Genomic DNA, 13,944 nt, shown 5'->3' with positions numbered 1-13,944 from the left:
CTTAAATTAAGGTTGGAGTCAGTTTCCCCTGGCGAATGCTTCCTTCATGTACCGGTTTTGCAGCCGCCATTTTCAACAGCTTACCCGTCTCATCATAGATTGCCTGGGTTTTATGCAGCAGTTCAGTCCCTCTTTTCAATTGTTCATCTGCCTTTTGACCGGCGCTGGCCCCAAGGGTCACTTCCAGGGCTTCCAGCTGGGTATTGATATCAAGAAGCATTTTAAGTATTTCATCCTTAGAAATCATTTTTTCTGACATAAATGCTTTCCTCCCGAGGTTCGTTTTTCCTACTATTCTTGATGAAGCTGCAGACTTCCTTCACAGCTGACAAAAGTAGAAGCCAATCGGCAAAGAAAGTGCATGGTCACCAGGAAGAACCGATTTTCGACATGTGAGCGAAAGCCCCAGTTTGAAGGAATGAAATAATCTGGCTTGCTCATCCTATAAACAGGAGGTGTGAGCACATGAAAAAACAAGAAAGTAATAAAAAGTCAGGAAATCAGACAAAGCAGAATGCCCCTGGATACGGCGATAAGAAATTGGTCGGTTCAAACCGCCCTTCAGAATAATAGGAGCGCGCCTTAAATGTGCCGGCTCCCCCTAAGCATACTTACCAAGCCCTGTATGGTCCTTATGGGCCCGGAGGCGGTCAAGGAGCCCGGGGGAGCCTCCTTTTTTCATCCGAAGTGTGTTCTTTTCACTATATTAGAATGCCTTATTTAAAAAAGAGGTTAAATAATACCGTGCCAGCTTCCAGCTGCTTTTGTTTATTCTTGTACCATCCTGTCAGCTCCTTGATTTCCGGGTTCCCCGCCTCTTCAAACCAGTATTGTTTTACACCCCTTTTTTGATCCCAATTTACCGAGTCACGCCGGTGATGACGTATGAGTGGATAGACCTTCCTCAAAAAGGGTGTCTCCCTCCGCTTTTCATATGGAAAGAAGCGTTCATAATCATGCCGCGAACCAGTATGTTCCGTACTGATGCTGAACTTCAAAAAATTTTTAAACAATCCGGAGTCAAAAAGGATGGCTGCAAGGTTTTTGCCAAGGTCAATCCTGGCATCCAGATTCTTGAAATGATTCACGCTTAAGCCATATAATTTTCCACTCTTGACAGGAAAGAGAACCGTACTGAAGTGCATCCAGTCCTGCAGCAGGAAACCGGCACTGCTGAATACCCAGTCTTTATAAAACTTCTGTTCCATTACTGGAGTATGAATCAGATTCTGTTCATTTATGATCAAGCTAAACAAAAGCCTTTGCTCGTCCCCTTTCTCCCAAAACCATTCCCATTCATTCTTCATGAACTCAGAAATATTAAAAAACGGGCACAAGTGAAACATTGGCCTCCTAATAATCGTCGAATAATGATAGAGGAGCAATCCTGGAAAGGCATCTTCAAAGATCAGCCAGTTTGCTCTCTCATAAGTCAGGAATAAACGGCAGCGGTATTCCACTGACAGGGCCTTTGGCAGCCATATGCCCTCAAGATCGCACATATTCCACCCGGCATTCCTTGACACCATGCTGGCCAAAAAGGCCCATTTGATTTCTGGATGCATATAAAAAAAGCGTGCATACGCTTTAGTCCTGGATATATTATCCTTGTTTTTCATTACGGTCCAATGCCTTATTAGTGCTATAATAGAATCTTCATCCTGGATAGGCTTCAAGCCAGGTGTAAATGCCACAAAAAAGCCTCCTTTTCCGGGATAATGACAGCTTGCTGATGATTAACTGTTAGGTTTTGCAGAAAAACTGTTTTAATTCCCCCCTTTCATATATTTTTTGCTATTATATTATGAGAGTTAAGGAGGGGATGAATTGTCATTCAATTATCCTAATGGCCGTAAATACACGGCACCGGCGGCAGGTGCTGCCGCTGCGCCTGTGAAGAAGATGAATTACAGCAACAGGGGTATGACTCTTGAGGAGGATATCAATGCATCAAATGAATATTATCTGGCCAGGGACATTGCTGTCGTACACAAAAAGCCGACACCTGTCCAGATTGTTGATGTCCATTATCCCAAACGAAGCGCGGCTGTGATTAAGGAAGCTTATTTTAAACAAGCCTCCACGACAGATTTCAATGGTGTTTATAGGGGCAGGTATATTGACTTTGAAGCTAAGGAAACACAAAATGTCACTTCCTTTCCTTTAAAGAATTTTCACCAGCACCAAATTGATCATATGAAATCCGTATTACAGCAGGGCGCGCTCGCCTTCATCATTCTCCGTTTCTCAGGAACAGATGAGATTTTTTTAATGAAGGCAGAAGAACTCCTGTCGTTTTGGGACAGAATGGCAGATGGAGGCAGAAAATCGATTGCAAAGCATGAGGTGGAAGCATGTTCCTGCAGGATACCGCTTGGTTTTCAGCCTCGGATTGACTATATTAAAATAATAGACCAGCTATATGCACCATACTTTTAGTTTTATGGGTGATTACGAAAGGCAGGTAGCTTGAATGGCTCAAGATTATAAAACCAGAGAAGAGCGCCGCAGACTGCAGCAGGCTCAATCTAAAAATAAAGGAAAAAGTAAAGGAAAAAGTAAAGGAAAGAAATCTTCCTCCCTGTTTAAGAGGGCGGCACTTCTTGTCATCGCACTGGGCATCGCACTCATGGTACTTGGCGGGGCGGTGTTCGCTTACTACGCAGCAACCGCACCCAAGCTGAGTGAGGGAATGCTGAAAGATCCAGTTGCATCCAAGATCTATGATAAGAATAAAAAATTGATTGATGAAGTCGGTAAAGAGAACAGAGAGTTTGTACCATATAATGAAATACCTAAAGAAGTGGTGGATGCCACCATTGCCACAGAGGATGCCCGCTTCTTCGAGCATCATGGTGTCGACCTGCGCCGCCTAGGAGGGGCTGTAGTTGCAAATGTGACCAGCGGCTTCGGATCACAGGGTGCAAGTACCATCACCCAGCAGCTCGTCAAAAGATCCTTCCTTACACCTGAAAAAACGATTAAGCGTAAAGTACAAGAGCTTTGGATCTCGCTTCAAATCGAACGGGAGTATACAAAAGAGCAGATTTTTGAAATGTATGTGAATAAGATTTACTACGGCCCGCGGGCTAATGGCATTGCTACAGCCGCAAAAAAATATTTTAATAAGCCATTAGATAAGCTGACACTTCCGGAAACAGCCACACTGGTCGGTCTCCCGCAAAGCCCGTCCTATTATGATCCGTTTAACCATCCGGACAGGGCTGAAAAAAGAAGAAATGTGGTTCTCACACTAATGGAGCGGCACGGCTTTATTACCAAGGAAGAAAGGGATAAAGCCAAGGCAGTACCTCTAAAAGGTTTATTAGTGAAAGAATCCCAAAGAGGAGAAAAAAACACAGAGCCTTATAACGCTTATATTGACCGGGTTATCGATGAAGTGGAAGCCATGGGCGATTATAATGTCTATACGGACGGACTGGAAATATACACTGCCATGGACAAAGATGCCCAGGAGCATGTATATGAAATGATGTCCTCTGACCGCTTCAATTTCCCTGATGAAAAGCTTCAGGCAGGCGTTACCCTGCTGGATACAAAAAGCGGTGAAATCCGTGCGCTCGGCGGCGGCAGGAATATCAAGGGCGAAAGAACCTTCAATTATGCCACTGATATCCGCAGGTCGCCAGGCTCAACGATCAAGCCGATCGTTGACTATGGCCCGGCCATCGAGCACCTGAACTGGTCTACGTATGAGCAGATTGTAGATGAACCATATAAATATTCAGACGGAACTCCAATCAATAACTATAACAAGCAATACCGCGGCCAGATGTCGATCCGCGAAGCGCTGGCCCGCTCCCTTAACATCCCGGCATTAAAGGCCTTCCAGGCTGTCGGGGACGATAAGGCTTATGAATTCTCGGATAAGCTCGGACTTAAGCTGGATAAGGATAACTTCTACGAATCGGCATCCATCGGCGGAATCCGGCCGGGTGTGTCTCCCCTGCAAATTGCGGGTGCGTACAGTGCATTTGGAAATAACGGAATTTATAACAAGCCACATGCCGTCACCAAAATTGTAGTCGGAGGCACCGAGATCAAGACGGCTCCCGAGCCTAAAGTGGCCATGAAGGAAAGCACAGCGTTCATGGTAACGGACATGCTGAAGAGTGTGGTAAAGGATTCCTATGGAACAGGCCAGCGTGCCAATGTATCCGGACTTCCAATGGCCGGAAAGACCGGGACCACAAATTATACAGAAGATGAGCGGATGAAATGGAATATTCCATCCAGTGCAGTTATGGATGCCTGGTTTGCAGGCTATTCAACGAATTATACAGCTGCCATCTGGACCGGATATGATAAAAAGAGCAATTATATCCCTCAGGAAAACGAGTACCAGAAGATTTCACAGAAGATGTTCAGTGATTTGATGTCATATGTATCACAAAATAAGGAAACACCCGATTTCAAAAAGCCTAAGAGCGTTGTCGAGCTGGGGATAGAAAGAGGCTCTAATCCGCCTAAGCTCCCAAGTGACTATACGCCAAAGAGCAATATCATTTATGAATACTTTGTAAAAGGCCACGAACCTACAGAAGTGTCCGACGAATTCGAACAGCCGGACGGTCCAGAAGGACTCAAAGCCGATTTCGATCCGGATACGAACAAAATAGCATTATCATGGTCTTATAACAGCGATGGTGACAAGAAGCCTCAATTTGAGGTGAAGGTCGCGCTGAATGACGGAGCCGAATCAGTGCTTACCGTTACAGGCGAAACGGCGCTGGAAATCCAGAATCCGCAGCCTGGCGGGAAATACCGGTTCACTGTAACTGCGCTCATAGATGACAGCCGAAGTGAGTCCGCCAGCACTTCCATTGAAATACCTAAAGCCGAAGAAGAACCTGCTGAGCCAGAAGAAGGAACAGATAATCCTGGCAATAATCCTGACGACAATCCCGGAAACGAGGGAGGCGGCAGTGGTCAAGGTGAAGGCGGTCAAGGCGGCCAAGGCGGCACAGATGGCGGTACTGACGGTGAAGGCGGCAATGGAAATCAGGATGGAGGCTCTGGTGGCACAGATGGTGAGAATCCTGATGGCCAACAGCCCGGCGACAACCCGGACAATCCATCAGATCCTGGCACCGAGCCTGGGACAGATGAGGGAAATCCAGGCTCCACTGATGAAGGCACCCAGCCAGGGACGAATCAGCAGGAAAGCAGGAGAAACAGCTCTTCTGCTGATCCTGGATCCCGCCTCAGCCAGTCGCTTGATAAGTTCATAAATGGTGAATGATATAAAAAAACGTTTAAGCACTTAGGCTTAAACGTTTTTTTTTATAACCTGCCTTTTATAATAGATCTTTTCTGTTTCAAGGAACAAACTGTCCAGCTGCTTATAGGCATGATAGGAATATGGCCTAAGCATGATAAATTGGATACGCTCTGATACGTTCATCGGTAAGGCAGAAAAGGACTTCAGCTTCTCTTCCCATCCTTGAAGTGTTACCGGCTTTGAATGCATCCAAAATAGGCAGGAAATTAAAAGTGAAAGTCCTGCAGGCATGGATTCCGCCGTGCCTCTCTTGTCCTTGGCATAATGATCTCCAATGCGGCTCCTCAATTCTTTCCAGATCTCCAGGATATCCCGTACATGTTCTTCCTGTGTCCAAGGCTCATAGGAATCCAACCCTTTATATAAGCATGCTTCATACGGGAAGTGGTGCCTCAAAAGGAGTCCAGGGGACCAACCTTTCACTTCTTCTTCCATAAGAATGAGCTGTTTCTCATGAAACAGCTCATTCTTCATATGTTGGGGATTGTCCAGTTTAAGCAATTTCACAGCGCCTTCACTCTCTTCATCCGTTTTTTTCCTTCCCTGCAAAGCTCAAGGAGCGGACATTTTTCACATTGCGGCGATTGCGCTTTACAATGATACCTGCCGAAAAAGATCAGCCTGTGATGGGTCTCTCCCCACTTTTCCTTGGGAACTTTCCTCATCAAAGTATGCTCTACCTCAAGCACGCTGTCCTTCCAGCGGCAGATACCGAGCCTCTTGGTCACCCTTTCCACATGGGTATCCACAGCGATGGCCGGGACTCCAAATGCCACATTTACCACAACGTTTGCCGTCTTCCTCCCTACTCCGGGGAATTTGGTAAGTTCATCACGGTCAGCTGGCAGCTCCCCGCCATATTCATCCAGCAGGAGGCGGCACAGATTTTGTATATTTTTCGCTTTATTACGATAAAGTCCAATAGACTTTATATCCTGTTGAAGTTCTTCGATCGGCACCTGCAGATATTCTTCAGGAGTTTTATATTTTTCAAACAGGCTTTTTGTCACTCTGTTGACCAGGGCATCCGTACACTGTGCAGAAAGTGCTACCGCAATGACGAGTTCAAAGGGGTTTGAATGGTGAAGCTCACAATGTGCGTCAGGGAACATTTCCCCGATTGTTTCAAGACAGTAATTTATCTGTGTTTGGTTTAACATATGGTACAGCACCTCCGCAGTGGACTATTCAGCAGTTGCCCGCTATTGTTCAAGCCAATTAAAGAACGGGACACTCCTGTTTGCTCCTACAGCATCCTGTTTCTTTTCGCGCTTGCTGCTATTGTTCATGCGGAATTTCTGTCCGTAGGTTTTAGCCTGCTGAGGCGTTTGGATGCCATTTTTCTTCCACTCGAAGAGAATCCTGTCTATGTATCGGAAATTCAGCTTGCCGGAGATAACCGCCTCCTTAAGGGCTGCTTTCACTAAGGGATAATGGTGGTCATCCTCCATCCACATTGCCAGTGTCTCACACTCGAACGGGGACAGCGGCCTTCCGAATTCCTTTTCAAAGACCGTATATAAGCTCTCATCCTCTTCTGCGGGAATAACAGGTACAGTCGAATTCTTCATATAAAAATCAATCAGTTTTTCATGCAGGGGCTCCAATGAATACATCTCAAACAGGACGCTGTCCTCTCTGTATTCCTCCATGATCTCCAGATAACCTTTTTGAATCAATCTTCTCAAATGGCTTGAGCAATCCGAGCTGTCCAGTGTCATCCGGTCCGAAATCTGGTCCGGTGTAGGAAAGGCATTTCCTTTTTCGGAAAAGTGCTGGATTTGCAGCAATATAATTAACTCGTTCTCATTCAAACCCATTTCTTTGTAGTGGGACAAAAGAAAAGAAGGAATTGTGATGTTGCCTTCCTTCATCCAAGCAAGTAATTTTTCTCTTAACATATCATCTGACACCTCATTCTAAGTATACCATGAAAGATCAGCCGTCCTGACAAAAATACTCCAGGGTAAAAATTACATGTAATGAGGTATTCTATCCACTTTTGTAATCACTGGCTGCCAGCATCCGCTGAGGGAGAAAAAAGAAAAGCCCGAGCACGAGCTTTTCTTCGAAGTTTATTCAAAGCTGTTCATCATGGATACAGACGGTTCAATAGGCGAGGGAATGGAATGGACTCCCTCACGTGTTCAACACCGCTGATCCAGGCAACCGTCCTCTCAAGTCCAAGGCCGAAACCGGAGTGAGGAACCGAGCCATATTGCCTTAATTCCAGATACCAGGCGTAAGCATCCATGCTCAGACCGTGTTCTTCAATCCTTTTTTTAAGCAGATCATAATCATGGATACGCTGTGAACCGCCGATGATTTCTCCGTATCCTTCCGGAGCGATTAAGTCTGCGCACAGCACGACGTCCTCACGGTCAGGGGCAGGCTGCATATAAAATGGTTTGATACCGGTCGGATAATGAGTGATGAACACCGGTTTATCATAGCTTTCCGCAATTGCCGTCTCATGTGGTGCCCCGAAGTCGTCCCCCCACTCAATATCATCAAAGCCCTTTTCATGAAGAAATTTGATAGCATCATCATAAGAGATCCTTGGGAACGGTGCCTTGATGTTTTCAAGCTTTGTTGTATCCCGGCCCAAGGTGTGAAGCTGGACTTTGCAATTCTCAAGTACAGATTGCACGATATGTGATACATATTGCTCCTGGACTTCCAGGTTATCATTGAAATCGTAGAAAGCCATCTCAGGCTCGATCATCCAGAATTCGATTAAATGACGTCTTGTCTTGGATTTTTCAGCCCGGAAGGTAGGTCCGAATGAAAATACTTTCCCAAGCGCCATCGCGGCCGCTTCCATATACAGCTGGCCGCTCTGTGAAAGATAGGCATCCTCATCAAAGTACTTGGTTGCAAATAGTTCAGATGTTCCTTCCGGTGCACTTCCTGTCAATATCGGGGGATCCACCTTTGAGAATCCATGTTCGTTAAAAAATTCATAAGTGGCCCGGATAATTTCATTTCTGATCTGCATGACGGCATGCTGCCTCTTTGACCGGAGCCATAAATGGCGGTTGTCCATCAGGAATTCAGTTCCGTGAGCCTTCGGCGTGATCGGGTAATCCTTTGACTCGTGGATCACTTCCACATCCTTCACTACAAGCTCATAGCCGAATGGTGATCGCTCGTCCCTCTGGATTAACCCTGTTACATAGATGGAAGATTCCTGGGTGAGGGCTTTTGCCTTGGCAAACACTTCTTCCCCGACTTCCTCCTTCACCACGACTCCTTGAATGAAGCCGCTCCCGTCCCGGATTTGCAAGAATGCAATCTTTCCGCTGGATCTTTTGTTTGCCAGCCAGCCTCCAATTTTAACTTCTTCACCTGCATGTTTATGGACTTCTTTTATCATTGTTTTCACGTGTATATATTCCCTCCAAAATACTGCACAAACTGACATTTATATACCATTATACCTCTGCCTGTTTTGCGAGGCAATGAGATTCAGGCATGCCAGCCTATACTTTCATATGTTCTTCTTCAATCATTCATTCTTCCTTCAGGCAAATATGAAAAGGCGAGGCTGGCCCTCCTCGGGACAGCCTCATTGCCTGGACGGTTCACTAAAGTTTATCTTCCGCCTTTTACAAAGTCGGAAATTCGTGCTATCGCCTTTTCGAGCTGATCTTCCGATGTTGCATAGGATAAACGGATGTTATCAGGCGAGCCAAATCCTGATCCCGGTATGACGGCCACCTTTGCCTCTTCAAGCAGTGCGGAAGCAAATGCATCAACACTTTCAAAGCCAAGATTCTGAGCCGCTTCCTTCACATTCGGATAGAGATAAAAAGCACCCTGCGGCTTAATGCAGCTGACCCCTGGAATCGCCGTAAGTTTCTTATAAACAGACTCAAGCCGTGCCTCAAACGCCTGCCGCATACTCTCCACAGCACCCTGCGGCCCCTCATAGGCTGCAATCGCCCCATATTGTGCAGTAGTGGTCGGATTTGATGTGCTGTGGCTTGCCAGATTGGTCATGGCCTTGATGATATCTTCATTGCCGGCTGCATAGCCTATCCTCCAGCCAGTCATGCTGTGGGATTTTGACACACCATTGATAATCATGGTGCTTTCTTTTAGTTCAGGAGAAATCTCAGCTATTGAAACATGATAATTTTCCCCGTATATAAGTTTTTCATATATTTCATCTGAGATGATCAAGAGATCATGTTTCAGGCATACTTCACCGATTGCCGAAAGCTCTTCCCTGGTATAAATCATGCCGGTCGGATTGCTCGGTGAATTGATGATAATGGCTTTTGTTTTTGAAGTTACCGCATTCTCAAGCTGTTCCGGTGTGATTTTGAAGCTGTTGCTTTCATCCGCTTCCACATAAACGGGTATCCCCCCGGCAAGCTTCACCTGCTCAGGATAGCTTACCCAATAAGGAATAGGGATGATAACTTCGTCACCTTCATCAAGGATGGCTTGAAACAACGTGTACAGGGCATGTTTCGCACCTGAAGCAACCATAATCTGCGACAGCTCATACTGAAGGTTCTGGTCTGCTTTCAGTTTGTCTGCGATGGCCTGTTTTAATTTAGGCAGCCCGCTTGCGGCAGTGTATTTTGTCTGCCCCTCATTCATGGACCTTACGGCAGCTTCGATGATGTGCTGTGGTGTATTAAAATCCGGTTCCCCGGCACCAAGTCCTACCACATCAATTCCCTGAGCCTTCAATTCCTTTGCTTTCGCCGTTATGGCAAGCGTAGTGGATGGGGTAAGAGCTTCGACCCTTTTTGCTAATTTCATCCCAAAATCCTCCAATCAGATACTCCGGTAATATTTCAGCATATCCCCGGATTTAAAATCAAAGTATTCATAATTGATCTGTTTTGCTTCATTCTGGTAAATCACTTCCCAGAGAGGGACGTTATTTTCCATCCCCAGCTTTACAGACAGAATCTTATCCGGTTTACGTTCCCTCTGGACCTGTTTGATTACCTGCTGTCTGGTAATGCCGCTGTCGTAATCGGCTTTAATGATTTCGCCATTCTTTTCTGACGGTATCCATAGAACCGTCCTTTTTCCTGACTTGTCCTTCCCAACTGCCACTGAATAAGATTTAGAGCCATGGTACAGATAATATTCATCTGTTTCTGCCAGTCCTTCCTTTGCCGCTGCCTGCTCAAGCTTGGCAAATGCAGTCTTCTTGGGCTTTACAGCCTTAGTATAGGTAAGAAGGGTAAAGGAGACGGCAGCGAGCACCGCGATCACTCCAAGGATCATCCATTTTTTCATATTACAGCCCTTCCATTATGTACGATAGATCGTGAATACAGCTTTTTCTTTGTCAGTGTCATCAAGGGCAAGGCCGAACATCAGGTCCTTTTCCTTAAGGGTACGGTTGAGTGAATCCACAATTTTATATAAGTCAGGTGAGTTAAGGACTTTGACTGTTGAAATTACTTCTATCTTGCTTTCCATTTCAGATTCCTCCAGCAAATGTTAATTCATATTGACCATCAATGATGGCCATACTAATCATACAGTAAAGATTTACACAGTTCATTATATCAGTAATGAGTTAGCTTGGGGCATAATTTCATGCGATTATGGCGAGCTCCGGGTACAAAATCTTTATAAATACCTTCTAGTCCCGCCGCACTTTTACAGCAGCTGTATGCTGCTGTTTTTTATTTAAGCCATTCTGCCACTGATTCTGTAATCATGCCGGCCTGTGTTCTTTCGACTTGCACATCCGGTATAGCCTCGAGAAAGGTTTTTCCATAAGAAGATGAAAACAGCCGCTTATCAAGGACAATCATGACTCCTTTATCCTGTTCCCCCCTGATCAGCCTTCCGAAACCCTGCCTGAACCGTATGACCGCTTCAGGAAGGGAGAGGCTTGTAAAAGGGTTCAATCCCTTTTCCACAAGAACCCGCGCCTTTGCAGCAGCAGCAGGTTCATCCGGAGGGGAAAATGGCAGCCTCACGATGACAAGACATGACAGCTTTTCACCCTGTATGTCCACTCCATCCCAGAAACTTACATTGCCAAGGAGAATGCCTTTTGTGAAACCCTGAAAATTCTTCAGCAGCCTCCATTTACTACCCCCTGATATGCCTTGGGCCAAAATCGTGTATTCATCAAGCGAAGCGGTATTTTTTAGATGGTCATAGGTGAGCCGTAAAAGCTCCCTTGATGTGAATAACACCATCATTCTCCCGCCTGATCCCAGAGCAGCCGCCGCTATATGGCGCGCCGCTGCTTTTGCGAATTCAGGCTGTACAGTCATGCTGATATCCGGCATGGACTCTGGTACGATGATCTTCACAGCTTTCTTATAATTGAAGGGAGAGGGATATGATTCTGTTTGAACCTTTTCATCAATGCCCAGCTGCTCCTTAAAATAAGCGAAGGATCCATTCACTGAAAGGGTGGCGGATGTCAGGATGACGGAGCTGAACCTGGAGTGATCTTCCTCCCAGAAACGCCCGGCCCCTTCTACAGGCTGTGAATAAAGAGTAATCGTCATATTCTTACCGCTTCTTGCCAAGTCAGTCCAATACACCATATCTGCCTTCTGCCTCAGGAAAAATTCCCTCAGCGATTTTTCAAGCGTTTCAAGATCGTGGTGCAGGGATTCAGCCTCCGTCAAATAGAATAAATGGGTTCTGCCAAGCGAATCCTCCGCTTCCTTGAGAAGTCTGATTCTATCTTCTACCGCCAGCCTGATCCGCTTCTGATAATCGATTACCCGTTCTGCTGCCATCAAAAGATTGGACAGTCTCCGGTCTGATGTCCTGCCAGCGTGAAAAGGGAGCGTCGATACGGGTCCTGCAGTGTTTTTGCTGTTAGCCTCCATAAATCCGGCCAGCTGTACAAACAAAGATTCTGTTTCATATAGAAAATCCTGTACATATCCTTCAACCGCTGTGCCTGGCACGCCTGAAACAAGGTTTTTTTCCTTTAAGAGCCTTTCCAGCTTGTACAATATCATCTTCTGATTATACGAGCCCAGTCTGTTCATCAATGTCCTGATGCCCTGATAGCTGACATTCAGGCCCGCTTGGGATTTGTAGGCTTTTTCAAAATGATGTGCTTCATCTATGATGAGTGCTGCGCCTGGCTGAAAGATTGAATTCCTCATGCGCAGTTCATTGAAAAGATAGGCATGATTGGTGATCAATAGATCGGCCTTGCCTGCTGCAGCCACAGCCCTCAGATGAAAATCCCGGGTATCCCAGGGAGCCTGAAGTCTGGCTGGCATAGGCCCGCCAGAGTGCAGACGGTCCCAAAAGTTTGCTCCCCCTGAAGTAAGATTCAACTCATCCCTGTCTCCTGTTTCGGTATAAGTCAGCCAGACCAGTATCTGCATTTTGGTCAAGGAAGAATCGTAATTATCATCTTTTTGGCGGAGAACCCGTTCAAACTTAGCAAGGCTTATATAATTGTTTTTGCCTTTAATAGTGCTGGCTGAAAAAGGAAGCGGCAGTATTTTTCTAAGAGCCGGTATTTCCTTATTCATCAGCTGTTCCTGAAGGTGAAGGGAATATGTGCTGATGATCACTTGTTTTTTTGTATGAAGTGCAAAATGGACCGCAGGCAGGAGATATGCGAGCGATTTGCCGATGCCGGTGCCTGCTTCTATGATCCTGCTGCTTCCATTGTTTAACGCATTATGCACACTGTTCATCATATTCAGCTGGCCTACCCTCTTTTTCATGTGCGGGAAGGCTGCCTGCATCGCCTGTATCTTCTCCTCATCACTGTATGGATATGATATTTCAGGCGTGTCTATGGGCTCTTTTTCCCCGCTTCTAATAAGAAGGGCCAGACCCTTATATATTTCCAGCTGCCCCAGGGGCTCCAGCACCTTCTTTTCCTTTTCAGAGATACACTCTCCGATCAATTCAGAAATCTCGCTTTTCAAAGAAAAGGAAAGACGGTACAGCTGTTTTAAGGTGGACTTTGGAAGGGTCTCCATCCTTTCCATCAGCTTCAGCAGCAGCATGGCCGTCACCTTTGCATCGCTGTCCGCCCGATGAGGCCTCTCGTGATTCAGGTCCTCTAACTGGGCAAGCTTAGAAAGCTTATAGCTGTCTGCAGTTGGAAGCAGGATCTTTGAAAGTTCCACTGTATCGATTGTTGATCCGTAAAATCCATCATACCCTGCAGTCTCCAGCTCTTCCTGAAGGAAGGACAAATCAAAAAGAACGTTATGAGCGACAAATACCGAATCTGTCAGAAGGGAATTAATTTTTGCGGCCACCTCGCCGAATTCCGGTGCATCCATCACCATATCGTTGCTGATGCCGGTCAGCTCCTCGATGAAAGGCGGGATACTGCTTACCGGCTTTATATATGTAGAATACTCATCACAAATCTTGCCTCCCTCGATGACCACACAGGCAAATTGAATGATTGAATCGCCTTTTTTGGGTGAATTGCCTGTAGTCTCCAAGTCCACTACAATGTATTTTTGTTTCATGAATAGTACACCTCAATAACTTCTGCTGTCCGACCTAAGAGGCTGGACACTCAATTCCTTATACCATACCACCCTTTTCGGCTGAAATACAAGCCGAGGGGAAGGACCCGTTATAAGTTTTTCTAAAAATCCTGCACAGCCCCGCTGGATCAAAAAGCAAGTTAAAAAAAAACCGGCCAGGAC

The 13,944-nt window shown here is 45.9% G+C and carries 12 protein-coding genes; 2 read left to right on the top strand and 10 right to left on the bottom strand.

The window, feature by feature from the left end; translation table 11 throughout:
• Position 1 precedes the first annotated feature (1 nt).
• Together V1498_RS08170 and V1498_RS08165 are read right to left on the bottom strand one after the other, a co-directional pair.
• Positions 2-259 carry a hypothetical protein gene (locus V1498_RS08170; protein WP_409298132.1) on the bottom strand — a complete coding sequence of 86 codons (258 nt, stop codon included), beginning with the start codon at positions 257-259 and terminating at the stop codon, positions 2-4.
• A gap of 457 nt (positions 260-716) precedes the next feature.
• On the bottom strand, positions 717-1,694 hold the full coding sequence (locus V1498_RS08165; RefSeq protein WP_409298130.1) for a DUF2515 family protein: 978 nt from the start codon (positions 1,692-1,694) through the stop codon (positions 717-719).
• A gap of 133 nt (positions 1,695-1,827) precedes the next feature.
• Between V1498_RS08165 and recU the strand changes: the two genes are divergently transcribed.
• Both recU and V1498_RS08155 read left to right on the top strand, forming a co-directional pair.
• Positions 1,828-2,439, top strand: a complete 612-nt coding sequence (recU, locus tag V1498_RS08160) for a Holliday junction resolvase RecU (RefSeq protein ID WP_409298129.1) — start codon at positions 1,828-1,830, stop codon at positions 2,437-2,439.
• A 34-nt stretch (positions 2,440-2,473) separates the two neighbouring features.
• A complete protein-coding gene (locus tag V1498_RS08155; protein WP_409298127.1) occupies positions 2,474-5,263 on the top strand; it encodes a PBP1A family penicillin-binding protein in 2,790 nt (929 codons plus the stop codon).
• A gap of 27 nt (positions 5,264-5,290) precedes the next feature.
• On the opposite strand, the gene V1498_RS08150 is transcribed toward V1498_RS08155, so the two are convergent.
• The 8 genes from V1498_RS08150 to dinG form a co-directional block, all read right to left on the bottom strand.
• Positions 5,291-5,809, bottom strand: coding sequence for a YpoC family protein (locus tag V1498_RS08150; RefSeq protein WP_409298125.1), 519 nt, complete (start codon positions 5,807-5,809; stop codon positions 5,291-5,293).
• Positions 5,806-6,462, bottom strand: coding sequence for an endonuclease III (gene nth, locus V1498_RS08145; RefSeq protein WP_409298123.1), 657 nt, complete (start codon positions 6,460-6,462; stop codon positions 5,806-5,808). Before nth ends, V1498_RS08150 begins: the two co-directional genes overlap by 4 nt.
• A gap of 42 nt (positions 6,463-6,504) precedes the next feature.
• Entirely contained in the window at positions 6,505-7,203 is a 699-nt protein-coding gene (locus V1498_RS08140; RefSeq protein WP_409298122.1) for a DnaD domain protein, read from the bottom strand.
• 191 nt (positions 7,204-7,394) lie between these two features.
• Complete coding sequence (gene asnS, locus V1498_RS08135) at positions 7,395-8,687, bottom strand: asparagine--tRNA ligase (protein ID WP_409298120.1); 1,293 nt, start codon at positions 8,685-8,687, stop codon at positions 7,395-7,397.
• Positions 8,688-8,896: 209 nt separating this feature from the next.
• The gene (locus V1498_RS08130) at positions 8,897-10,078 is read right to left on the bottom strand and encodes a pyridoxal phosphate-dependent aminotransferase (RefSeq protein WP_409298119.1); all 1,182 of its coding nucleotides are present in this window, start codon (positions 10,076-10,078) and stop codon (positions 8,897-8,899) included.
• A 15-nt stretch (positions 10,079-10,093) separates the two neighbouring features.
• Positions 10,094-10,567: a DUF5590 domain-containing protein gene (locus V1498_RS08125; RefSeq protein WP_409298117.1), complete on the bottom strand. Its 474-nt coding sequence runs from the start codon at positions 10,565-10,567 to the stop codon at positions 10,094-10,096.
• Between the two features lie 15 nt (positions 10,568-10,582).
• Complete coding sequence (locus tag V1498_RS08120) at positions 10,583-10,753, bottom strand: YpmA family protein (RefSeq protein WP_409298116.1); 171 nt, start codon at positions 10,751-10,753, stop codon at positions 10,583-10,585.
• Between the two features lie 209 nt (positions 10,754-10,962).
• Positions 10,963-13,761 carry an ATP-dependent DNA helicase DinG gene (gene dinG, locus V1498_RS08115; RefSeq protein ID WP_409298114.1) on the bottom strand — a complete coding sequence of 933 codons (2,799 nt, stop codon included), beginning with the start codon at positions 13,759-13,761 and terminating at the stop codon, positions 10,963-10,965.
• Between the last annotated feature and the right edge of the window lie 183 nt (positions 13,762-13,944).

This window comes from Paraperibacillus marinus (genome assembly GCF_046237605.1).
Taxonomy (GTDB): Bacteria; Bacillota; Bacilli; order Bacillales; family DSM-1321; genus Paraperibacillus; species Paraperibacillus marinus.
Note: the sequence above shows the minus strand (reverse complement) of the source record. Positions and strands in the feature narration are given on the sequence as shown.